General features: G+C 70.3%; 25 protein-coding genes. 12 read left to right on the forward strand and 13 right to left on the reverse strand.

Translation table 11 applies throughout. The annotated features are described in order from the left end of the window. The 4 genes from VK923_08045 to VK923_08060 form a co-directional block, all read right to left on the reverse strand. Positions 1-247, reverse strand: a 247-nt coding sequence (locus VK923_08045; protein ID HSJ44616.1) for a hypothetical protein, incomplete at its 3' end; no start/stop codon positions are given. Between the two features lies 1 nt (position 248). Beyond that, positions 249-380, reverse strand: a complete 132-nt coding sequence (locus tag VK923_08050) for a hypothetical protein (protein HSJ44617.1) — start codon at positions 378-380, stop codon at positions 249-251. After that, the gene (locus VK923_08055; protein HSJ44618.1) at positions 368-649 is read right to left on the reverse strand and encodes a hypothetical protein; all 282 of its coding nucleotides are present in this window, start codon (positions 647-649) and stop codon (positions 368-370) included. Before VK923_08055 ends, VK923_08050 begins: the two co-directional genes overlap by 13 nt. Before the next feature lie 478 nt (positions 650-1127). Next, on the reverse strand, positions 1128-1949 hold the full coding sequence (locus VK923_08060; GenBank protein ID HSJ44619.1) for a hypothetical protein: 822 nt from the start codon (positions 1947-1949) through the stop codon (positions 1128-1130). A gap of 1193 nt (positions 1950-3142) precedes the next feature. Here VK923_08060 and VK923_08065 point away from each other — a divergent pair. After that, the gene (locus tag VK923_08065) at positions 3143-3532 is read left to right on the forward strand and encodes a hypothetical protein (protein ID HSJ44620.1); all 390 of its coding nucleotides are present in this window, start codon (positions 3143-3145) and stop codon (positions 3530-3532) included. A 356-nt stretch (positions 3533-3888) separates the two neighbouring features. Here VK923_08065 and VK923_08070 read toward each other — a convergent pair whose 3' ends face one another. The 3 genes from VK923_08070 to VK923_08080 form a co-directional block, all read right to left on the reverse strand. Then, positions 3889-4209: a spore germination protein GerW family protein gene (locus VK923_08070; GenBank protein ID HSJ44621.1), complete on the reverse strand. Its 321-nt coding sequence runs from the start codon at positions 4207-4209 to the stop codon at positions 3889-3891. Between the two features lie 520 nt (positions 4210-4729). Beyond that, positions 4730-5485: a sortase gene (locus VK923_08075; GenBank protein HSJ44622.1), complete on the reverse strand. Its 756-nt coding sequence runs from the start codon at positions 5483-5485 to the stop codon at positions 4730-4732. Beyond that, entirely contained in the window at positions 5472-6320 is an 849-nt protein-coding gene (locus VK923_08080) for a DUF4397 domain-containing protein (GenBank protein ID HSJ44623.1), read from the reverse strand. The genes VK923_08075 and VK923_08080 overlap by 14 nt, the downstream gene beginning before the upstream one ends. 190 nt (positions 6321-6510) lie before the next feature. On the opposite strand from VK923_08080, the gene VK923_08085 reads away from it, so the two are divergent. Then, on the forward strand, positions 6511-7395 hold the full coding sequence (locus tag VK923_08085) for a MerR family transcriptional regulator (GenBank protein ID HSJ44624.1): 885 nt from the start codon (positions 6511-6513) through the stop codon (positions 7393-7395). A gap of 165 nt (positions 7396-7560) precedes the next feature. Further along, positions 7561-8076 (forward strand): DoxX family protein, encoded by a 516-nt coding sequence (locus tag VK923_08090; GenBank protein HSJ44625.1) that lies wholly within the window; start codon positions 7561-7563, stop codon positions 8074-8076. Between the two features lie 299 nt (positions 8077-8375). On the opposite strand, the gene VK923_08095 is transcribed toward VK923_08090, so the two are convergent. Continuing rightward, positions 8376-8657: a type II toxin-antitoxin system RelE/ParE family toxin gene (locus VK923_08095; protein ID HSJ44626.1), complete on the reverse strand. Its 282-nt coding sequence runs from the start codon at positions 8655-8657 to the stop codon at positions 8376-8378. Beyond that, complete coding sequence (locus VK923_08100) at positions 8654-8950, reverse strand: hypothetical protein (GenBank protein HSJ44627.1); 297 nt, start codon at positions 8948-8950, stop codon at positions 8654-8656. The genes VK923_08095 and VK923_08100 overlap by 4 nt, the downstream gene beginning before the upstream one ends. A 306-nt stretch (positions 8951-9256) precedes the next feature. On the opposite strand from VK923_08100, the gene nth reads away from it, so the two are divergent. From nth to VK923_08130, 6 genes are all read left to right on the forward strand, one after another. Continuing rightward, complete coding sequence (nth, locus tag VK923_08105) at positions 9257-9904, forward strand: endonuclease III (GenBank protein HSJ44628.1); 648 nt, start codon at positions 9257-9259, stop codon at positions 9902-9904. Between the two features lie 321 nt (positions 9905-10225). Further along, positions 10226-12397 (forward strand): SpoIIE family protein phosphatase, encoded by a 2172-nt coding sequence (locus tag VK923_08110; GenBank protein ID HSJ44629.1) that lies wholly within the window; start codon positions 10226-10228, stop codon positions 12395-12397. A 1133-nt stretch (positions 12398-13530) separates the two neighbouring features. Further along, positions 13531-14322, forward strand: a complete 792-nt coding sequence (locus VK923_08115; GenBank protein ID HSJ44630.1) for an ArsR family transcriptional regulator — start codon at positions 13531-13533, stop codon at positions 14320-14322. Then, positions 14319-14702, forward strand: a complete 384-nt coding sequence (locus VK923_08120) for a VOC family protein (protein ID HSJ44631.1) — start codon at positions 14319-14321, stop codon at positions 14700-14702. The genes VK923_08115 and VK923_08120 overlap by 4 nt, the downstream gene beginning before the upstream one ends. 438 nt (positions 14703-15140) lie before the next feature. Next, positions 15141-15275 (forward strand): hypothetical protein, encoded by a 135-nt coding sequence (locus tag VK923_08125; GenBank protein HSJ44632.1) that lies wholly within the window; start codon positions 15141-15143, stop codon positions 15273-15275. Positions 15276-15465: 190 nt separating this feature from the next. Then, positions 15466-15777: a YciI family protein gene (locus VK923_08130; protein ID HSJ44633.1), complete on the forward strand. Its 312-nt coding sequence runs from the start codon at positions 15466-15468 to the stop codon at positions 15775-15777. A 954-nt stretch (positions 15778-16731) separates the two neighbouring features. On the opposite strand, the gene VK923_08135 is transcribed toward VK923_08130, so the two are convergent. The 4 genes from VK923_08135 to VK923_08150 all read right to left on the reverse strand — a co-directional run bounded on the left by VK923_08135 (position 16732) and on the right by VK923_08150 (position 17959). Continuing rightward, entirely contained in the window at positions 16732-16857 is a 126-nt protein-coding gene (locus VK923_08135; GenBank protein HSJ44634.1) for a hypothetical protein, read from the reverse strand. Between the two features lie 106 nt (positions 16858-16963). Further along, positions 16964-17350 carry a VOC family protein gene (locus VK923_08140; protein ID HSJ44635.1) on the reverse strand — a complete coding sequence of 129 codons (387 nt, stop codon included), beginning with the start codon at positions 17348-17350 and terminating at the stop codon, positions 16964-16966. Between the two features lie 10 nt (positions 17351-17360). Further along, positions 17361-17603, reverse strand: coding sequence for a hypothetical protein (locus VK923_08145; protein HSJ44636.1), 243 nt, complete (start codon positions 17601-17603; stop codon positions 17361-17363). 143 nt (positions 17604-17746) lie between these two features. After that, positions 17747-17959, reverse strand: a complete 213-nt coding sequence (locus VK923_08150) for a hypothetical protein (protein ID HSJ44637.1) — start codon at positions 17957-17959, stop codon at positions 17747-17749. A 327-nt stretch (positions 17960-18286) separates the two neighbouring features. Between VK923_08150 and VK923_08155 the strand changes: the two genes are divergently transcribed. The 3 genes from VK923_08155 to VK923_08165 all read left to right on the forward strand — a co-directional run bounded on the left by VK923_08155 (position 18287) and on the right by VK923_08165 (position 22484). Further along, the gene (locus VK923_08155) at positions 18287-20434 is read left to right on the forward strand and encodes a LuxR C-terminal-related transcriptional regulator (protein HSJ44638.1); all 2148 of its coding nucleotides are present in this window, start codon (positions 18287-18289) and stop codon (positions 20432-20434) included. Positions 20435-20571: 137 nt separating this feature from the next. Beyond that, positions 20572-20859 carry a hypothetical protein gene (locus tag VK923_08160; protein ID HSJ44639.1) on the forward strand — a complete coding sequence of 96 codons (288 nt, stop codon included), beginning with the start codon at positions 20572-20574 and terminating at the stop codon, positions 20857-20859. Between the two features lie 56 nt (positions 20860-20915). Further along, positions 20916-22484, forward strand: coding sequence for a nitrilase-related carbon-nitrogen hydrolase (locus VK923_08165; GenBank protein HSJ44640.1), 1569 nt, complete (start codon positions 20916-20918; stop codon positions 22482-22484). Positions 22485-22623 lie beyond the last annotated feature (139 nt).

Consider the following 22623-nt stretch of genomic DNA (forward strand, 5'->3'; position numbering starts at 1 on the left):
TGGCCGAGGCCACCAGCATCACCGGCGGCCACCATGCGGCACCCAGCAGGTAGCCGACCGCCGTCACCGCGAACCCGGCAGTCGCGAGGCCCGCGAGGACGACCGCCGGTAGCCGGCTGTCACCAAACAGCCACGAGTGCCCGGGATCGAACGGCATGTCCCGGGTCGCGTCGGTGAACGGCAGCGTCCACATCACCGCATGCACCGCCGCGTGTCCGAGCAGGAAGGCGGCCACCACGATCCGCATCTCAGCCTCCGACCCGCTCGTCGGGTGTCGGCTGCCCGCGGGCGTGCAGAAGCCGGACGAGCAGGTACGCGGGCAGCGCCGCCACCACCGGATTGCCCAGCGTGTACGGGCTCGCCGGCGTCAACACCGCCACGAACACCGCCGATGCGGCCACCCGGCCAGCCGCGCACGACCACCACGCAACGTCGCCACGCCCACCGTGGCCTCAAAGGCGATCAACGCCAGCACCCACGGAAGCGGACGCGGAGCGACCAGAGTCTCCCAGGCGCGGCGGTACAGCTCCACATAGGTGTCGTCGATGAACTCGACATGCAGCCGCGAGCGGCCGGCCATCACCATCGCACCGTTGACCGCCGCCATCGCCAGCATGAACCATCCCCAGCCGGCGGTCAGGAACCGCACGTGTCCGGGAACACCGGCTGCGGCACGGCGGCCGGCCGTCGGGGTGTCGGGCCGTGACAGCGCGTCATCGCGGTGCCTCCGTTGAGCGATGTGACGTACACATCCCACTGAAGCGGGACTTGGCGCGCTGTGGCAGGGACCAACGTCCGTCAGTCGAGTGACGGTCGACACACGACCGGGGTGAGTCGGCGTCTACATGACCAGCCGACCCGACGCTGGCCACGAGGAGTTCGCCATCATCACCGTCTGGGAGTCACTCGAGGCCATCCGCGCATGCGCGGCGACGACCCGGCCCGGCGGTGTTCTACCCGGACGCCGACCGCTATCTCAACGACCGCGAATGGACCGTCACGCGCTACGACGTCTACGGCAGCCATCCGGCCAGCGCGGCCGAGGAGGCAGACACATGAGGCGATGAGTGACGACAGGGGCTGACCGGCAACCAACGCGGACGCCTCGGCCATCGGTCTGCGCTCAGTCATCCGTCGGGCGCGCCTGCGTCCAGCACCCGTCGGTATGCAGCCGCACGAGGCTCGCCGACGACGGCTCGGACGATCACCTCATCCAACACGGCCTCGTATGCAGCAAGGCGTTGCCGGAGATCCCGTATCGTCTCGGCGTGGACCGCGGCGTCGATCGCGTCATGCGCCGCTCGGCCGAAATGCGCCGCGTACGCGGGCACCGATCCGTAGTGTGCCGCCTCACTCCGCAACTGCTGGAGACCCGCCGCACCGAGCGCCGTGAAGACGTACCCGGCCAGCGGCGGCGCCGCGCGACCCGCCGACCGCGCCCCCCATCGGACGTGTTCGCGCGCCGCCGATGCGCTGCCGATGGTCGGCCAGTCCAGTAGAACGCCATCGGCGAGCTCGCCGGCCAGACGACACATCCTCGGACCCAATGCACCGACGACCACGGCCGCCGACGTTGCGCCGCGGAGGGCAGCCACCGCGGCGCGGACCCGGGCCAACCCACCCCGCTGCGCGCCCGCACCGACACCGACCACCAGCCGGTCGATGGGCAGGCCCACGAGTGCGATCCGCGCGATGATCTCATTGGCCGGGACACGGTCGACGGGCAGCAGCCCAACGCCGAGACGGATCGAAGTGGTCGCCTCCGCCGCCACCCGCAGCGCACCCAGCCCATCGCCATCAGGCATGTCATTCGTCCAGAACGTCCGGTAGCCGGCCGCCTCGGTCGCCCCGGCGAGCTCACCGATCACCGCTGCAGACAACGTGCTCGCGACGCCGAACCCGCGCACGCTGCGTGGTCCGGCTGCCTCGTCGTCGTTCTCGGTGTTCATGCACATCCCCGGAGCGCGAGTCCGGCGTCTTCGGCGCGCACGGGCATGAGGATCGCCGCAATGACGTCGTGACGCCATGCACGCGATCCACGCCGGTCAGGCCAACGGAGTGACTCGGGCCCAGGCGCCCGCCGGAGGCGCACTACGCGTGCGTGATGTGATCGGCGATGGTCGACACCTGCTCGGGCGCCGCGGCGGCCTCGGCGACGAAGCGTGCGATGACATCGGGGATGACCGCTCGGGACTGAGCTGCGATCCCAGTGGCCTGCCTTGCTTCGTCGAGGGAGCTAAGACTCCGACTTCAGCACAGCGACAGCTGCGGTCGCCGTCGCCGCCAACACCAGGAGGTCTCCGACATGCGCCCCGTGGCCACCGGGACCCACCAGCTGCGGTCCCCGCATCGGCCACTGCGCGACGAGCAGAACAAGGGCCATGCTCAACATGTAGGCCACAGCGACAGCACGCACCACGGTCGTCGTCGCAGCGCCGCGCGACCGCAGCATGCCAGTCCCCCTTGGCATCGCCGACAGTCGACGGGTTCGACGCTTCGGTCTCCGGACCCACCAGCCGACGCCGGCGCGACACGCCTTCAGCTCGGCGCGCGCGGCAGCGAGCGAACGCTTGGCAACTGCGACGTCTGCCTTCCCGGCGCGTCGGAGCATGCGTGCAAGGCGCGTGGCACGGAGGCGTTGGCGTGCGAGCACGACGGCACCTGTTGCGGCCTCGAGTGCGGTGTAATCGGCTACGAGCTCATCGGTACTGGTCACGTGCGCCCCCCTGGCCGTCGTCGGTGACGTCGCTGGGCGTAGCCCCTACGAACGCCGGATGTGGTTGATGTCGACGGTCATGTCATGGCGGTTCCGTACCCGGCACGCGACATCGATCACTTGGCCATTGGGGCGGGCTTGGAGCAGACGAACTGCGACGGCGCCCATCCGCGTGATCGCCTCAATGCTGTGCGTCACCGGTGTCACACGTTCGCAGGTAGGCGGCGGGACGTCGCATTGGTCCCGACCCGGTACCCAGCGCGGAGTGGCAGGCGGGCATGACGGCGGGGCGCCCGAGTACGCTGCTCCTGACCCGCGCGATCAGGCCGTGACGGAAGGAGTGGTGAGCTCAATGCTGACCATGTCCGGTCCAAGCCACCTCCCGGCTGGTTCGTTCGCCATGTCGCGAACCCTCTGCTGCGGCGCGTGATCCCGAGCCGCGTGGGCCGCTTGGTGCCGGGGATCGCGGTCCTGCGGTACCGCGGCCGACGCACCGGCGCGTCCTACTCAGTCCCCGTCGGGATCTACGACCACGAGGATGCCCAGGTCGTGTTCACGGATTCGGCGTGGGCGGTGAACTTCCGCGAGGGCGGACCCGTTGAGATCGTCCGTCGCGGTCGGGCCACGATGGCGCACGGCGTCCTTGTCACCGATCCCGGCTACGTCGGACCGGCGATCCGCGGCGCGCTGGACGCCGGTACCTCGACCAACATGCTTGGGCTGGCGATCGACCGTGGGCACCGTCCGACGGACGCGGAGTTGGCGGCGGTGCGTAGCGCGGTCGTGATCCGCCCGCAGGCGCCGAGCGACGAGTGACGGGCGCCACACCGCGCACGTGACGCCGCATGCAACCCAGGTGAATCTCGGCCTGTGCCGTCCGGCACCGTGTGGCCCCCTGGTGGCGGACGCCTGGCGACCGCGACCAGGCCGGCGCATCGACTACATCATGCTCCGCTGCGGCGACTAGGGCACCGCCCTCAACATCACCGCCTGCGACCTCGCGATGGCCGAGCCCGTCAACGGCGTCTGGGCCAGCGACCACGCCGGGGTCGTCGCCGACCTGGCACCCCATCCGATCAGACGACAGACGAGGACCGGCCATGCGACACGGCGAGCGTCGGATCGCTGCGGGCCATGCCGCGGCGGTCACCGCGCTATGGCGTGCCGGCGCGTCACCGGATCACCGCCCGCGCCAGCAGGGCTGCGGTTGCGGCTACGACGGGGGCGAGGAGAATCACCCGGTTGACATCGACCGCCGGCACCCATGACACCTTGCCGTCGCGGACCACGAAGGCGCCGGCCGGCCGCGCATCCAGCCCGAACCCTGTGCCATAGCCTCTCCCCTTGTCCTCGGTCGACTCGCCGCCGCCCGCGCCTCCACGCACACGTGCGGCGGGGATCACGGTGACCCCGTCCAACTCGTAGGGATCAGCGAACACCTGCTTGACGGTCATGACGTCCCTGGCCTGGCTGATCACGTCCTTGACGTCCATGATGCTGGCGCTCCTTGCTCGACTTCCGGGCTGTCATGCAGTAGGCCACGCGGACAGTAGGCGGTCGACACGGTGTAGGGTTCACGCGGACATGTCCATCGGTGGGCGACAGGAGCATCACATGGTGAGGCGAGTGGTTGTGCTGGCGGTTCTTGCGGTCATGGCGCTCATGCTGAGCGTCACACCGGCTGCCGCCGACCCACCCGAATGCAACTGGGGACAGCTCACCGCCAGCTCGATCGCCGGCGGCTTCCCTCAAGGGCCACACTCCAGCGATCCGAGCGGTGACGGACACGGCCCCGGGACTGCTGATGAGCCGCGGGCGGGCCTTGCGAACGTCGTCGAGCGGGGCGGTCTTCACGCCACCTGTGAGCTGATCGAGTCTCTTCTCTGACTGATCCAAGGACCCCGGGGACCACTGCATCGTCATGTCCCCAGGGGCTCGCGGTCCACCGATTCCTCTCCAGGGCGTTGAGCGAAGTCCGTCACGCGCAGCAGCCCCCGGCGCGTCGGGTCACCGTCACCCGGATGCGGACGACGGCTCGGCGTAGATGACGACGTTCTCGCGGTACGTCCCCGCGTCCCGGTCGAATTCGCCCCCGCATGTGATCAGCACGAGCTGGGACGGCCCGGTGCGGGAGAACAGTGTGTCGGCAGGCAGGCTCGCCTTGTCGTAGGTGCGGCGGGCGACGACATCGAAGCGCTGCGCGTGGCCTGCGCTGTCGGTGACCTTGATGCGCGCTCCGACGTCGAGGCGGCGCACGTCGAAGAACGCGCCGCGGCCCTGCTCACGGGAGTCGACGTGGCCGGCGATCACAGCGGCACCGGGTTCGCCGGGCGCGGGACCGTGGCGGTACCAGCCGACGTCGCCGACGTCCTCGGGCACCTCCATCTCGCCGTCCTCGACCCCGACGGCGACGATCGGCGAAGCGAGGTCGAGCGCGGGGATGCGCAGCCGTTCGGGGATCGCGGGCGGTGCCTGGCCGAGGTCGCCGATGCGCGCGGAGCGGGTGACCGGAGGCGGCTCAGCCGCGACGATGATGCCGTCAGGGGCGGGGACGTCGCCCCGACGCCGTATGGCGCCGTCCTCCCGTGCCGCAGCGGAGCTTGCACCCGCATCTTCGGTGACCGGCTGCGGCGATGCCGTGACCTCTGCCACAGGCAGCGCCCCCGCATCGTGCGGTGGCGTCATCAATGCCCAGACAATGGGAGTGCTGGTGGCCAGCACGAGGCCGACCACCAGCACCCACCGAGCGAGTCGCTCAGGACCGCGCACGGGCGTAGACCAACCGGCCACCCGCGGCCACGGCGCTGGCCGCGGCGGCGGCGCTCAACGCGACCAGCCACGTCGGCATGGCGTCATCGGCCATGCCGCCGGTGCCGGCGGGCACGTCGGACGGGTTCGAGTGCAGTCCGGAGATGGTCTGCACCAGCAGGTCCAGGTTGTCGTCATCGACCGAGCCGATGGCGTACACGATGTGGTTGACGCCCTCCTCGAGGGTCAGGTCGGTGGGGCCGAGCACCGCGTCGGTGGTGCCCTCAGGGGCCACGGCGACCTCATAGGTGCCGGCCGGGACCTCGGTGACCGCCTCGTCGGCGTTCGCGAGGCCGGACACGATGGCCGATCCGTCCGCGAGGATGTCGACCGCGGGTGCGGCCGCGGTGTGGCGGACCGTCACGCGGGCGTCACCTGCGCCGATCTTGCTGGTGTCGTTGGCGAACGCCGAGAGCGTCGGCTCGCCGTCCGCGTTGAGGTGCGCGACGAGCGACGCGTTGGCGCCCGCCTCCACCGCCGCCGAGCCGGAGATCGCCGGGTCGGACTCGGGGTCCTCGTCCGCGGGGCGGATCTCCACGTCGTAGTCGCCTGCGGGCAGTTCGAGTGGATCGGTGATCGTGCCCGGCTCGAAGTCCTCGAGGGTCAGGTCGCCGTTGACGTAGACGTCGACGGTCAGCTCGGGCACGCCGTGGACGACCGTCACGGTCCCCGCGTCGGACTGCGCGCTGGCAGGACCCGCGAAGGCCGCGACGAGCAGCGCGGCGGCGGACAGGGTGGTCAAGGCGCGGCGCCGGGACGTACCCCGGCGTCGGCGACCAGCGGTGCGGATGTTCATTGGTTGCTCCTACTCAGAAGGTTGGTCTCGCGCCCGGTCAGGCGCGGGCCGTGGCGGCAGTCCACTAGCGGGGACGTCCACCTGCTGTCGTGTCGTACAAGGTCTGTCTAATGTTTGGCCAACTTAGGTCCTTACTGAGCGGCTGTCAACCGTCTGTGGAGATTTTGCCCAAGCTTTGTATAGTGTTGCCATGGATGCTGGGTATCTGCGGATCGGCGAGTTCAGCCAGCGCGTCGGGGTGAGCCCTGAACGACTCCGCGCGTGGGAGAGGCGCTACCGGCTGCTGTCACCCGACCGCTCAACGGGTGGGTTCCGGCTGTACTCGGACGCCGACGTCCTCCGCGTCGAGCGGATGCTCGCGCACCTCGAGCGCGGCGCGTCCGCGGCCGAGGCGGCCCGGCTGGCATGGGAGCCGCCTGTCGTCGCCGAGCCGAGGGCAGCGGAGCCGGTGCGCCTGGATCGCGAGGTCGGCCGCCTGCGCGAGCGTCTGGAGAGGTTCGACGACGCCGGAGCGCACGTGGTCCTCGACGAGCTGCTGGCGACGTTCGCGCTCGAGACCGTCCTGCGCGATGCCATCCTCCCGTACCTGGTCGAGCTTGGCGAGCGCTGGCGGTCCGGCGAGGTGACCGTGGGACAGGAGCACTTCGCCTCCAACCTGCTGCGCGCGCGGCTGCTGAGCCTGGCGCAGGGCTGGGGGCAGGGCGCGGGGCCTCGGGTCGTGCTCGCGGCACCTCCCGGCGAGCAACACGACCTCGGGCTGATCGTCTGCGGCCTGGTCCTGTCGCGTCAGGGGCTGCGGGTCGTCTTCCTGGGAGCGGACAGCCCGATCGACACGCTGATCACCACGGTGCGCACCGTCCGGCCCGCCCTCGTCCTGCTCTCGACGGTCAATCCCGCCGCGTTGGATGCCGTGCGTGATGCCCTGCGCGAGTTGAGCGCACAGGTGCCCCTCTATCTGGGGGCCGGCGGCGCATCACGGGAGCTCGCTGACGACCTCGGCGCAACCTGCGTCGACGGCGATCCCGTGAGCGTCGCCATCAAGCTCGCCCACTCTGAGGCCGTCGCGAACGCGTAGCAGCAGGTCGTCGTCCTCCCACAACCTCTGCCACCAGGGTTTGCCAGGCGCATGACCTCCTCACGGTCATCGTTCGCAACAGGTTGTGGTTGCATCCGCGTTCGGCACCGGGACCCCTCGGATCACGGTTCAGTCGCCGGAATTTCATGGTGTCGGTTGAACCGGGTGACGTACGAGCGCGTAGTCGTAGTCAAGGACAGGGAAGGGGATGCCATGCGTGCTATCGGCAGGTGGGCCGGGATAACCCCTGTAGTGGTCCGGCTCATCATCGGTGCGATGATGTTCGTCCACGGGCTGGAGAAGTTGACCGGTGGTCCCGCTGGCTTCGGGCAGTTTCTTGGCAGTCTCGGGCTGCCGGCACCGTTGGCGCTGGCTTGGGCAGTGACGCTGCTCGAGCTGGTCGGTGGAGCCATGCTCATCGTGGGCCTTCTGACTCGTCTGGTCGCCGGCCTGATGGTCGTCGAGCTGGTCGGCGCCATCCTGCTTGTCACCGGTAGCGTCGGCCTCATCGGGGCCGAAGGGGTGGGCTACGAACGTGACTTGGCGTACATCGCGGGGTTGTTGGTCATGGTCCTTCTAGGACCAGGCAAGCCATCGATCGACCATGCGGCAGGGTTCGAAGAAGCGACCCCCACGTTGGCCAGTGATGCCCGCGCGGAGCGTGCCCGTACGCCTGCTTGAGCCGGAAGGATCGCGCGACAGGCGACGATCTGTCGAGGGGGCAGCCTGATCGTCCTGCGCACGGCCCAACCGGCCGGCCCACGATCTCGACGAGGCCCACGCCGACCTCCGTCGTGGACTCGGGTGGGTTCGTCGCCGACCCGCTTCGGTGATCGAACGGTTCCTCGATGACCATCAGACGGTCCCGACCATCGCCACGGTTCGACAGGAGGTACTCGATGGTCATGAGGCGGCTGGGCTCCTTGGCGTTGTAGGCGTCGTAGTCGCCGTCCCTCGTCGCCTGATGCGTGCTCAGGCGATCATGCGGTCGGCCAGCGTTGCGCTCCGTGCAGGACTTGCAGGATGATCACGGCAGTCGCCTCGATGCGGTATACGACGACGTAGGGGGTACCGACAACCACGAGGTCGCGTGTGTCGGCGACCCGTCCGGGACGTGCCATCGCGGGATGATCGGCGAGCCGACCGACCGCAGCGAAGATCCTATCGCCCATGTCGAGGGCCGCCCATGGATCGCGGTCGGCGATCCACTCAAGCTGTGCGGTGAGGTTCTTCTCGGCGTCGGGGAGCCACTCGATCCTCACGCGGTCCGACCCGCTGCGCGCCGTTCCAACTCCGCGCGCTGCTGACGCCAGCTCGACACGACGTCGTCGTGGGGCACTCGATTGACCGACGGGTCGGTGGCCTGGCCGAGGGCCTGCTCGATCTCTCTGCGGAACCAGGCATCGTGTTCCTGCGCGTCACGCCACCGCCGCGTCGCTTCGCGCATCAGTACGCGCAGCAGTTGCGCGGCCGTGCGGTCCTGCGCGGCCGCGACATCTGCGAACGCCGCTTTGAGTTCGTCGTCCACGCGGAACGTGAAGGTGCTGTCGGCCATGCGTGCGGTCCTGTGCCGATGTGTTCGTCGTGATGTACACCGTAACAGAGTCTCGAGATCGAACCGCAAGGCCCCCACCGAGTGCGAACGCTGCCGAGGCTCGCGTCAACGCTGCGGCGATGCGCCGCGGCGCGACTCCGAGGGGATCACCGCAGCACACGCGCGCTGGGCCGGCACACAGCATCGCCGTGTTCGGCTCCCGGTCGTGTCCGTAGCCAATCCGTCAGCAGGTCGTCGATCTCCTCGTCCGGCGCCTCGGGGTGACGACCCCAACGTCGCGATGCTGACCTCGGTATCGTCGGCGGCGTGAAGCGCCAGGAGAAGGCCGATCGCATCGGCGTGCTGCTCGACGAGCTCTACCAGAAGCCGCCGATCCCGCTCGACCACCGGGACCCGTACACGTTGCTGGTCGCGGTGACGTTGTCGGCCCAGACCACTGACGCGAAGGTCAACGCAGTCACGCCCGCGCTGTTCGCCGCGGCCGACACCCCGGAGAAGATGGCGGCGCTCGGCCCCGACCGGATCCGCGAGCTCATCCGCGCCGTCGGGCTCGCGCCGACCAAGGCGCGGAACCTGGCCCTCGCCGCCGCCCAGATCGTCGAGGCCGGCGGTGAGGTGCTCCCGGACTGGGACTTCCTCGAGTCGCTCGCCGGGGTCGGGCACAAGACCGCCAGCGTGGTGATGGCCCAGGCGTTCGGCGAGCCGGCATTCCCGGTGGACACCCACATCCACCGGCTCGCCGGGCGCTGGGGCCTGTCGAGAGCGGCCACCGTCGAGCAGACCGAGCGCGACCTCAAAACGGTCTTCCCGATCGACACCTGGGCGCGACGCCACCTGCAGATCATCTACTTCGGGCGCGAGTTCTGCCCGGCCCGGCACCACGATCTCAGCATCTGCCCGATCTGCAATTGGGCGGCGACGAAGAGGCGCATCCGCGAGGAGGCGATGCGCTGATCCGGCCGGCGACGTCACGCGCGGGCGCGACCTCGTTGCTGAGCTCCGCAGCGGGCGCGAGCCAGTGCTCCAGCTCGACTGCGGTCGGGGCAGGTCGTAGACGTGGTAGTGAGTTCGGCCAGGGTCGGGTGGTGCGGGTACGATGCGCGTGGGCGGCGCCGGTGGCAGCGCGATGGCCGCAGTTCTCCGGCGCCGTTTCAGCGTGAAAGGCGGACGGGTATCGATACGGGGTGGTTGCGTCGGAGGGGAGGGTTGATGCCACGCCTTGGCGCGAAGATCAGTTGTGCAGAACCGCGGCCGGCTCGTGCGCCGGCAGTGCTCGTGCTCCGCGACGAGCCCGCCGAAGCAAGTAGGGCGCGGCACTGGGCGGCGGACCAGCTCCTGGCTGCGGGCCTCGACGAGCTGCGGGACGACGTCGAGCTGGTGGTCGGTGAACTGGTCGCCAACGCGTTGCGGCACGCCGGCTTGCCGGCCGAGGTCGTGCTGTGTATCGCCACGCCGCGGGTCAGAGTGGAGGTTCGCGATCGCAACCGCCTCTCGCCGGTTCGTGCGCGCCACCACGCCGAGTCCATGACCGGCCGGGGCGTGCGGCTCGTCGAGGCCGTCGCTCTCACCTGGGGGGTCGACAGACGCGAGGGCGGCAAGACCGTGTGGGCCGAGTTCGAAGACGGTTCGCCGGCGAACGGGCCGGAGCTCTTCGAGCAGGAGATCGAAGCCCAGCTCGAGAGATGGGCGCCGGACGATGAGTCGTCCCTGCTCGCTGCGGGCGCCGAAGAGCGGTTCACCGTGCGTCTGGGTGACGTGCCGACCGAGTTGTTGTTGGCCGCCAAGTCGCACGTTGACGATCTCGTCCTCGAGTTCACCCTGGCTGCGGCTGGGGCGCGGACCGGGCTAACCGCTGATGTCCCCCGCCACCTCGCCGGTCTACTGGAAGCGGTGGTCGACCGCTTCGCCGAGCCCCGTGAGTTGATCAAGCGTCAGGCGCTCGCAGCCGCCAACGACGGCAAGGATCACGTCGCGCTCGAGATGACCTTGCCGGCCGCGACGGCCGATGCCGGCGAGGAGTATCTGCAGGCGCTGGACGAGGTGGACGCCTACTGCCGCGCAGCGCGCCTGTTGACGCTGGAGACGCAGCCGCGGCACCGGGTGTTTCGCCGCTGGTACGTTGAGGAGCTGGTCGGCGAGCTGCGCCGCGCCGCTGCCGGGACACCACCGGTTGAACCGCAGACGTTCGAACAGCGGCTGCTCGTCGAGATCGACGCCGTGGCGGAAGCCGAGCGCACCGCCGAGCGCAGCGCCAGACTCAACGCCCTGGTCGTTGCGCTCGCAGGGGCGGTCACGCCGGAGCGGGTGGCCGCTCACGCTCTCAACGAAGGCGTGGCGGCGATGGGAGCGTCGGGCGGTGGACTGCTGCTCACCACCGGCCGCTCAACGGTGGAAGTGCCCGGCACTGTTGGCTACGACGAGTCGGTCGTGGCCGGACTGCGGGCGGAGACGCCCGATGCGGACCTGCCCGCAGCGCACGCGGCCCGCATTGAACAGCCCGTGTGGTTGGAGTCCCGCCGCGAGCGCGACGAGCAGTTCCCCGCGCTCGCGGGTCTCGAGCCCCGCACCGTTGCGATGTGTGCCGTGCCGCTCGTTGTGGGCGAGAAGTGCCTGGGGGCGTTGCGTTTCAGCTTTTCCCGGGCGCGGCTGTTCGACGACGACGAGCGCGCCTTCGCGCTGAACTTGGCCGCCCAGACGGCCCAGGCGCTGGACCGGGCACTCCTGCACCACCAGCAGGCCGAGACCGCACACAAGCTGCAACGCACCCTTCTGCCGCCCGACCTTCCTGCCGTCCCCGGCGTCGACCTCGCAAGCCATTACGATCCAGCCGAGGCCGTCGACATCGGCGGTGACTTCTACGACCTGATCGGCGCGCACTCGGAATGGACGGTGCTCATCGGTGACGTCCGCGGCAAAGGTGTCGAAGCGGCGGCCCTGGCCGCAATGGCACGCCACACCGTCCGTAGCGGAGCACTCATCGGCCTCGACCCTAGCGAGACGCTTGAACTGCTCAACGTCGCGTTCATGAGCGAGCAGCTGCCCGAGAGCTTCTGTACGGCAGTGTGCGGACGCCTGTCGCTCGGCGACGGCTATGCGACCCTGACCGTGGCCAGCGGCGGTCACCCCGAGCCGCTGATCTTGCGCGCGGACGGCACCGTGGAACCCATCCCCTGCCACGGCATGCTCGTCGGCGCGTTCCCCGGCACCAGCTACGAAACCGCGACGACGGTGCTGCAGCCCGGCGACCTGGTGTTCTTCTACACCGACGGGATCACTGAAGCGCGTCGTGATGATGAATTCTTCGGCCGCCAGCGCATCCAACAACAGCTCGCCGCCACCGTGGGCGCCACAGCCGAAACGGTCATCCGGCGGCTGCACACGGCCGTAGAAGCGTTCCAGACCCGCCAGCGCGACGACATGGCCATGCTGACCCTTCGGCTGCTATGAGCTCGCGCACCGCCCCGGCGACACCGCGAGGCAACTGGTCCGTGGCGTTCGGTGGCCTGGCATTGGCACTGCCCGCAGCCCGAGCCCGCGACCGTAGCGCCAACCACCCCGCCTGAGATCGTCGACCCCGCAACACCGCCCTGCGTCGCGCACCCGAGCGCCATCCCACGCCGAACGTGCGGGCGGCGTCGTGGCGTGGCGATGATGCGGTCTTCGTCGGGGTCGCTGGCGCCTTCGGTGACCGGTCCTCCCCGATGGTTCCCACCACGGACGTTGCCAGCGCGGCTGCACGTCGGCTGGCCGGCGCGGACCGACGCCCTGTCGCCGCATCCCGGCATCAGGTGGTCTTCCTTGCCTCGTTGGTGCCACGTAGTGGCCTGCTGTCACGCGGCACCCCCATTCCCGATACGCTCGAGCGATGGGTCCCGCGCCCCGCTACGAACAGCTGCCACGGCGGGCCCAGTTCCACCTGGATGCGGGACGCTCCGAGCTGACGTACACCCCTACACGACCGCGACTTGGCGTACGACGCGATCGTCCGGCGACGTGCGATACCTGAAGGCCTTTTTTGGCGCCCACCCGACGCTGGCAGCGGAACGCGGCCGCTGCGCCTGGTTGTACGAGCGGGGTGCGCCCGTACCGGAGCCAGTCGACTACGGAAGCGATGGGCAGGCCGAGTGGCCGACTGGGATGTCGCGCGCCGCGACCTGTACCGACTGCTGTACGACCTCGATTCGTAATCGGCTCCAACGTCACGCCACTTTCTGCAAGACTGGCAGGCAAGTGAGACGCGCGGCAGGTAGCCGAGCCATCAGGGGTTACCCGCTGGCTTCGACGAGGCGTTCGCCAAGACCCGGGGTGGAGTGACGCGCACCGTGATCCGGCCCGCCGTCGGGCAGGATGGCGGCATGTGGGCGGACGGCGGAGCGGTGGTCAGCGGTTGCGCCGCCAGATGGTCCAGGTCAAGACCGACGCGACGACACCCAGGCCAGATAGGGCACCAGCAGCCAGAACGCCGCCATCGTCGCCACGATGGCGATCCACAGCAGCGCGATCTCAGCCACCGCCCACCTCCGGCTGAGTCCATCAAACCTGGTTGATGTATCGAACCTGGTTGATGTATCCTCGGGGCCATGGTGGTCCCAGGTGACGTCACGGCCGCACCGGCGTTCGTCGGGCTGGTCGCCCACCGGCTGCGTTGGAGGCTGCTCACCGCACTCGCCGACAGCGACTACCGGGTCCGCGAGCTGGTGACGCTGGTCGACCAGCCGCAGAACCTGGTGTCCTACCACCTGCGGCAGCTGCGCGACGGCGGGCTGGTCACCTCCACACGCAGCAGTCACGACGGGCGTGACAGCTACTACCACCTTGATCTGAACCGCTGCGCGGAGGCGCTGGCCGACACCGGCGCCGCCCTGCATCCGGCGCTGCGCGGCAAGGCCGCACCAGCGGTCCCCCCGGTCGGCCAGTCGCCCCGGCGTAGCGCGGTACTGTTCGTGTGCGCGGGCAACAGCGCCCGCTCACCGATCGCCGAGGCCCTGCTTCGCCACCACACCGCCGGCCGCGTGCACGTGACGAGCGCCGGCAGCCGACCCAAGCCGCGCCTGCACCCCAACACCGTGCGGGTACTGCGCGAGGCGTTCGACATCGACATCTCCGGCCAGCGTCCCCGGCATCTCGACGCGGTGGCCGAGCGCCGGTTCGACCATGTGATCACCCTGTGCGACAAGGCCCGCGAAGCCTGCCCCGAGTTTGGTCACCAGCCGCGGCGGGTCCACTGGAGCATCCCCGACCCGGCCACCGCCGGCGACACCGACCAGGCCAGCTACCCCACCTTCCAGCGCACCGCCGCCGAGGTCGACACCCGCATCCGACACCTGCTGCCCGTCCTCGCCACCAATCACCGCACGGAGGTTCAATCGTGACCGCGCCCGACCAGTACGCCAGCGTCCGCTACGTCGTCGACGACGTGGAAGCGGCCATCGACTTCTACACCACCCACCTCGACTTCAGGCTCGCCACCGACGCCGGACCCGCCTTCGCCGACGTCGTACGCGGCCCGCTGCGGCTGCTGCTGTCCGGACCCGCCAGCTCCGGCGCCCGCGCCACGCCCGACGATGCCGCCACCGCGGGCCGCAACCGCATCAACCTCGTCGTCGACGATCTGGATGCCGAGATCGCCCGGCACCGCGACGCCGGCCTGTCCTTCCGCAGCGACGTGGTCGCTGGCCCCGGTGGGCGCCAAATCCTGCTCGCCGACCCCGCCGGCAACCTGATCGAACTGTTCCAACCCGCCCACCGGTAGGACGCACCCACACCGGCCACACCCTGACCGCTGCCGACCACGGCGATCACCCTCCGTTGGGGGGCGTACCTGGGCCGTGGATGGGCAGAACTCGCGAGGAGACCGATCGAAGTCGACTGCGGGCTGCCCGGCGTCGACCTCGACCTGCCCGCTCAGGTAGCGGTAACAGCCGGAGAGGGGTCTCTTGTGAGGTTGACGGGTGCGCGGGCGAGTCTTGTCGAGCAACTGTTGACCAGTTCGATCGGCTGGACGGTGGCTCTCGCATATGGCGGTGGCGCATGGGGAGCCGGAGGCCGGAAAGACCGCGGTCGTGCAGGCCCTGTATGAGACGGTCGCGACCCGTGCGGCGGCGAGGGCGGCGCCCGAGCCGCTGGTGTGGCCAGCGACCCTGGCGCCGCCCGATGTGAACGACCGGCGGGACGCAAGGCCGTAGAGCCGGTGACCGTGGATCCCCTCGGGGTGTTGCCGTTCGCGTGGTGGGGGCGCCGTTGCCTGACCGACGTGAACGGCGAGCCTGTCACCCTCGAGGCAACCTCGCTGCTGGTTGAGCAGTGGCGCATCCCGGGCGCGTAGAACAGCGTGCTCGCGGCACCGCAGACGGCGGTAGGCCAGCAGAGCGCCGATGGTGAGGATGCCGGTGCGGCCGTGCCCGGCGTGCGGGGGAGATCGGGAGTCGATCGGACCAGAGACTTGGCATGCGTTACTTGACTACACTGCACCGCACCTCCCGACAGAAGGGTGCGTCATGCCACGGTTCATGATGATGTACAAGGGCGACGCGACGGATGCAGCCGACATGATGGAAGGAGAACGACAGGCCGTCATGGCTGCGTGGGGGGAGTGGATGGAGAAGGTGGGGTCCGCGCTCGTCGATGTCGGTGCGCCGCTGCAGGCAGGTACCTCCATCGTTGACGACGGATCCGTGGGCACGCCGACGCCGCTGAGCGGCTACTCGATCGTGGAGGCCGACGATCTCGGCGAGGCACAACGGCTGGCTGACGGCCATCCCTATCTCAGTGAGGGCAAGGGCGACTACGCGATCGACCTGTACGAGCTGCTACCTGTACCGATGTAGATGCGCCGTGCCTCTCGCCGGGGTCCTCCGCGACGATGAGCCGCAGCGGGCGTCCCTGCAACGCGGGCCGGCGGGTGCCGCGAGGTAGTCCGCAGACCCGAAGCGCCACGGGTGCGCATCGAACCGGTGGACCACCAGCTGACCGATGCGCGGGCCCGGCCAGTCGAAGTCGCCGTCATACACAAGCCGTCCGCGTCTGTGAGGCGGCGCTGGAGCGTCTGCGCGGCCGCGGACGGCTGCCGCTCGACCCAGACGGGCGGCGCACCTCCGGTGCCGAGACGCCGGGACGCCGCCGCGTCGATGGCGGGGTGCTCACACGCCGAAAACGGTGGTCCCCGCAACGTCCGCCCAGCATGGTGGATGGCGGGTCAGCTGCGACAGGTGCAGGCAGACCGGCTCGCCGGCGTCTGCGTGGACGCGCAACGTGCGGCAATGGCTTGGTCAGGTCGACCTCGCGGGCTACGGCCCGGAGCGCGGCCGGCACGACGGCGACGCCGTCAGGCCGCCGGTACGCATCCGGCCCGGTCGTGATGATGGCCGCGTCGAAAGGATCCTCGCCCCGTTGGTCGCGCAGCCGTGTGAGACGGCGGGTGTCGTCGTCGTTCGCCGTCCGTGCGAGCTTGATCTCCAGCGCCACGACACGTCCGTCGTCCCGCTCGATGCTGAGATCCACTTCCCGTTTCCCGCTGTAGGTGCGCAGGTGTCTGACCGCGCCTCCGCCACCTGCGCGAACACACGCGCCGACTGAGTCACGAGCGATTCGAACAGCGCGCCGAGGAGGGTGCCGTCGCGAGGTAGTCGCGGACCGGGCTCGCGTCCTTCAAGCAGTGCATCGACGCCGACACCGAGCAGCCTGGCTGCCAGTGCCGGATCGATGAGGTGATGCGTTGGCGGTGAGGACAACCGTGACAGTGGCATGCGTGCCGGTGACCATGCGTCGACCCGACCGAGGACCTACAGACGTTCCAGGACCTCGACGTAGGGACCTGTCGTCGTCGTGGCCGGCCGGTCGCCGACGTCACTGGTCGCATCGCGAACGAGGCCGTCGTCGCGGTTGCCGCCGCGTAGGCGGTCAGCCATCGGCGTAACGTGTCGGGTCGCCGCACCCTTAGGCCGGACTCTTCGACGTCGTGTTGGGCCGTTCCAGCGGTCGCCGCCGACGGGGCGCGCGACGACCGGTGCCGGGTCAGGACGCGTTGACCAGCTCGATCAGATGCCCGTCGGGGTCGGCGACGTAGGCGGTGCGCTGGCCCCACGGCCGGTCGCGCGGCGGGCTCACCCCGTCGGCGCCAGCCGCGACCAGCTCAGAGTAAGCGGCGTCGACGTCGACGACCTTGAAGCCCAGCTCGAAGCCGGGTGCGTCCGGGGGCGCCGGGTGCAGCGCGCCGACCCCGAGCGTCGTGGCCATGGCCTCGCGCTCGTACAGCGACACCCGGGTTGCCCCGGTCGAGAACTGCGCGTAGGGACCCGACCGGTGACCCAGGGGTAGCCCCAGAACGTCGGCGTAGAAGCGCACCGACCGGTCGAGGTCGGCCACGATCAGGACGATGTAGTCGGGTGCCGACAGCAGCACGTCCAGCAGCCTACGCGCCTTCGCCTGGGCCGGCGGGCGTGCTGCGGAAGCGTGCGCGTCGATGATGAGGCTGCCGCTCGCTGGGCACAACCTGTTCAGGCTGGCGCCGTGGATCGGGACGGCGGTGTCCGACGCGGTCGTATCCGTCGAGGTCAATCTCAACGGCGTCGGCGCGATTGTCGTCGAAGGTGCCGATGCCGGCGGCGGCCGGGATGACGTCGATTCGACCCGCGGCTGCGTCGAAGCTGCACACCTCCCTCCAGCCGATGAAGGCCTGGTCGTCGACACCGATCTGCGCGCGGTGTCGTTGGTGCCAGAGGTGACGTGCGCTGCGTCGAGGGTGCGCAGTGCGTCGGCGAGGCGCTCGGCGTTGAGAACGCTTGCCTTGGCAGGATGTCAAGGTCGACGGATTGTCTCGGGATGGCCTTGCAGGACGGCAGTGATCTGGCCGATCACGATGAACTCGACGTCGTCGACCAGAGTCTCGAGGAGGCGCAACGGGTCGAAGGTCGCGAAGGACGGCTGCACCGTGCCGTGCTCGTACCGCGACAGCGTCGCGTGAGATGTTTGCGCCTGCGCATACTCGCGTCCACCTCGCGCAACGCGCACCCGGGGCGCCGCACATGTCAGGCATCATTGCGCCATGGATCAGCGAAGGTTGGCGATGACGATGTCACACCCCCTGTCTCGCGTCCGCGCCATCCCGCTCCCGCCCATGGCGGCGCCAGATCGGGCGACGATATGGCGTGGCGATGTCGCCACGTTCGACGATGCGGGCCTGACCACGTCACGGAATCCGCGGGCGGGCGAGTGATGGGAGCGGCTAAGGGGTCCGCGCCCGACCAGCCGCTTCTGGCCGCGAAGGTCAGGCCACCGTGGACCCGCCCGACAGCGGTGAACCGGCCGCGCCTCCTCGCGCGGCTGAGCGACGCGGCCGTGCCGCTGACGATCGTCGTCGCGCCGGCTGGGTGGGGCAAGACCACACTGCTTGCGCAGTGGGCGACAAACGCAGCCACGGAGCCTGTCGCATGGCTGACGCTGGACGAGGCCGACAACGATCCCGTGCGGTTCTGGATCTACCTCGTCACCGCGCTGCAGGACGACGATCCGCACCTCGCGGTGTCGGCGCTGACAGCGTTGCGGGTACCGGGCCTCGACCCTCTCGACGTCGCCGTGCCCACTCTGATCAACGACCTCACGGCCGCTGGAGGACACCGTGTCCTCGTGCTCGACGACTACCATCTGGTCACCGACCGCAGGATCCACGAGGCGGTCGAGTTCTTCCTGACGTACCTGCCGTCCGGCCTGCGGGTTGTCATCGCCGCGCGCTTCGATCCGCAGTTGCCGATCGCACGGCTGCGTGCGCGCGGCCAGTTGGTCGAGATACGTCAGGTCGACCTCGCCTTCACGCCGCCCGAGGCGGCCGGACTCGTCACCGACGTTGCGGAGGACGCACTCGACCCGCCACACATCAGTGGGCTCGTCGAGCGAACCGAGGGATGGGCTGCCGGCCTGCATCTGGCGGCTCTGACACTGCGCGGAACGGCCGATCCCGCCGGGCGGGCCGAGGTGATCAGGGGTGACGACCGCCACGTCATGGACTATCTCGGTCATGAGGTGCTCGCGGCCCTGCCGGACGATCAACGTCGGTTCGTCCTCCGCAGCTCCGTGTTGGACCGGCTGTGCGGCGCGCTGTGCGACGTGGCGCTGGAACGTGACGGGTCCGGCCGCGTGCTCGCCGCGCTCGAACGGGCGGGGCTGTTCCTCGTCGCGCTCGACGAGCAGCGCGAGTGGTACCGGTATCACCGCCTGTTCCGTGACGCGATGCGCCGCGAGCTGACCCGCACCGAGGCCGACGACGAGCGGGCGATCCTCGAGCGAGCCGCCGGCTGGTGGCAGGACCACGGCGACGTCGAGGCCGCCGTGCGCCATCTGCTCGCGGCCGGGCGGCAGGGGCGCGCCGCTGAGCTGCTCGCCGCCTCGGACGACGAGTTCCTCAACAGCGGGGAAGCCGGGACGTACCTCCAGCTCGCCGACGAGCTCGATGACGCGCTCGTCCACGGCGACCCACGCCTGGCGATCGCGATGGCCGCGGCCGCCGGTTTCTCGGGCCGGATCGATCGGGTCGCCGGACTGCTGGACGTCGCCGAGGCGAGCCTGACCGCCGACGACCGTCCGCCGCACGGATGGTCGAGCGCACGCGCCGCCATCGCGACGCTGCGCGCGACGTTTGGGCGGCCCGCCGAGCTGGCCGATGCCGTCGATGGCGCTCGGATCGCCGTGGACCTCGAGGTCGATCCCGACCTGGACGGGTACGTGATCTCGCGCCTGGCGCTGGGAGTGGTGCTCGCGGGCCTCGATCAACACCATGAGGCCTCGGTGCTGCTCGACGAGGCGTGGCGGCGCGCTGGGGTGGACCTACCGGTCTTCACCCGTCTGCTGGTCGCAGGTGCCCTGGCGACGAGCCTCGTGGCGATCGGTCGCCGCGATGACGCGCGGATGGTCATCGACGCGTCGTCGCCGGCCGCCGACCACCTCGAAGCCGCCGTGGGGCGGGCGGCCGGCGGCGCGGTCGCGATGCTGCGCGCCGCCGCCGGACGGCTGGCCCACCAGGCCGGCGACGTCGAGACCGCCCGCAGTCTCCTCGAGCACGCGACCGACATGGCCAGGGCCGCCGCGCACCCGTCGCTGACGGCCGGCATCCTGGTCACGCTGGCGGACGCGCGACTCGCCGTCGGGGACCGTTCGGGCGCGCGTGCGGCGCTGGCCGAGGCGCGCGAGATCGCCGACAACGACACGGTCTTTCCCGCGACGCTGCGGCGCGTCGAGGTCGCCGAGCAGCGCTTGGGCCGTGGTGCCGTCCGGGCGGCGCGTCGCGGCGGCGCGCTGGTGGAGGAACTGACCGACCGCGAGCTGTCGGTGCTGCGCGCGCTGCAGGGTCCGCTGTCACAGCGCGAGATCGGTCGGGAGCTGTTCCTGTCGGTCAACACGGTGAAGGGCTACACCCGGAGCCTGTACCGCAAGCTCGGTGTCGCCGCTCGAGCCGATGCCCTCCGGCGGGGACGCGAGCTCGGCCTGATCTGATCGGTGGCGCCCGGGGCGCCGCGTCCGGTCGCGTTGCGAGCGGCCGTGCCGGACCACCCCGGGTGGTTTCCGGGTCGGGGTGGTCACGGATCTGTCGTCGTCGCGGATCCTGCAGGCACAACGTCGTCGGGACCGTGATGCAACGACAGTGCCGCATCGAGATCGCCGGTCGCCTCCCCGCCGGCCTCGGGGAGGAGCTGGAGCGCCGCTTCGGACCGATGGACGTCCACGCAGGCGCCCGGACGACCGCGCTGACCGGCCCACCCCTCGACCAGGCCGGCCTCCGGGCGCTGCTCGGTCTGCTGTGGGACGCGGGTGTCGAGGTCAGCGCGGTCCGCACCGCCGGTGCCCCGCCTGACCACGTCGTCCGTCACCCCGTGGCGGATGCACCCCCGGAAGGTGCATCGCCACGTCGATCGACGTGACACGACACCCCGCGCGCGGACCCGCGCGCGAGGTCGATACGAAGGAGGAGCACGCCATGTCCGCCACCGACGTCATCCGCGCACCGGCGCAGCCGGCCGATCCGCAGACCCCCGCACGAGGGCAACGCTGGTCGTGGCCATGGCTGCTGCTCGGCGCGCTGCTGCTGCCGTTCACCATCTTCCAGACCGTGATCCCGGTCGCCGCATGGCTGGCGCCGATCTTCCTGCTCCGGTTCGCGCGCACGCAACGCGCCCGTGTCGCGATTCCGGTCATCGCGCTGGTCGGATACGCGGCGACCCTCATCTCGTTGCGCGGGTTCTTCCTGCGCCCTCCGGAGGTGTTCCTGTTCGCGCTCGGCGGCACCCTGATCGCCTTGCCGTACGCGGCCGACATGATGGCCGCGCGGCGCTCGCGGGGGCTGGCGCGCACCATGGTGTTCCCCGCGGTCGACACGGCCTACGCGTTCCTGGTCACGCTCGATCAGGGCAGCGTGTTCGGCAGCTGGGGCGCCACCGGCTACACACAGGTGACCAACCTCGCCCTGTCGCAGAGCCTGTCGGTCGTCGGGGTGTGGGGGCTGGGCTTCGTCATCATGTGGACGGCCGCGGTCGTCAACGAGCTGTGGGAGCGCCGATTCGACCTGCGTGCGGCCCGCGCAGTCGTCGGTCCGTTCGCCGTCGTGCTGCTGGCCGTGTCGGTCTTCGGCGGCGCTCGCCTCGCGTTCTCCGCACCGCCCGACTCGTCGGTGCAGGTCGCCGCGCTCGCGCCGGATCGTGCACTGAACGCTGCACGCGATGCCAGCGGGGTCGGCCCGGGCCCGCGCACGGCGACGCAACGCGCCCGCGCGACGGCGGAGCACCTCAGCCCGGTCATCGACGATCTGTTCGCCCGCACCCGCGCGGCGGCGGGCAGCGGCGCGAAGATCGTTGCGTGGTCCGAGGCCGCAGGGTACGTGTTCAAGGAGGACGAACAGGCGTTCCTCGACCGGGCGTCGGCGGTCGCCCGGGAAGAACGGATCTACCTGGAGTTGGGGACCGTCTTCATCCTGCCGACGACCGACGGGCCGACCAACGAGAACCGCTCGATCCTGATCGGTCCCGACGGTGACGTGCTGTGGGACTACGACAAGTCCACGACGGTGCCCGGCGACGGCAACGCGCTGGGATCCGGCGTGCTGCCGATCGTCGACACGCCGTACGGGCGGCTGTCGGTCGCGATCTGCTTCGACGCGGACTTCCCGTGGCTCGTTCGTCAGGCCGGCCGCGCCGATGTCGACATCCTCATGGTGCCGTCCAGCGACATCGGGCCGACCGAGGCCGCGGTCCACGACGACATGGCGGTCGCGCGCGCGATCGAGAACGGCGTGTCGATCCTGCGGCCGACCCGCCTGGGCACGTCAATGGCGGTCGACCCGCTGGGCCGCACCCTGGCGTCGGCCGACTACTTCGTCGGCGACGACCAGACGATGCTCGCGACCATCCCCACCGAGGGCCGGCGCACGCCCTACGCCCTCCTCGGCGACGGCGCAGCGTGGGCGTCGGTGCTCGCCGTCGTCATCGGCGGCGGCATGCTGGGGCTGTCAGCCCAGCGCCGGCGGGCGCGGCGGCGGATGGCCCGTGGGTGACGTGATCGCCGAGCGCCGTCGCTGCGGCGCTCAGGGTCACGGCGCACGGTAGCCGGACGCGTCCTCACGAAGCCGGGTGACGCGGTCGTCGAGCGCGTTGGCAGGACTCGGCGAGCGCGCATCACCTCGCCAGAGGTGC

This window comes from Euzebyales bacterium (genome assembly GCA_035461305.1).
Classification (GTDB): domain Bacteria; phylum Actinomycetota; class Nitriliruptoria; order Euzebyales; family JAHELV01; genus JAHELV01.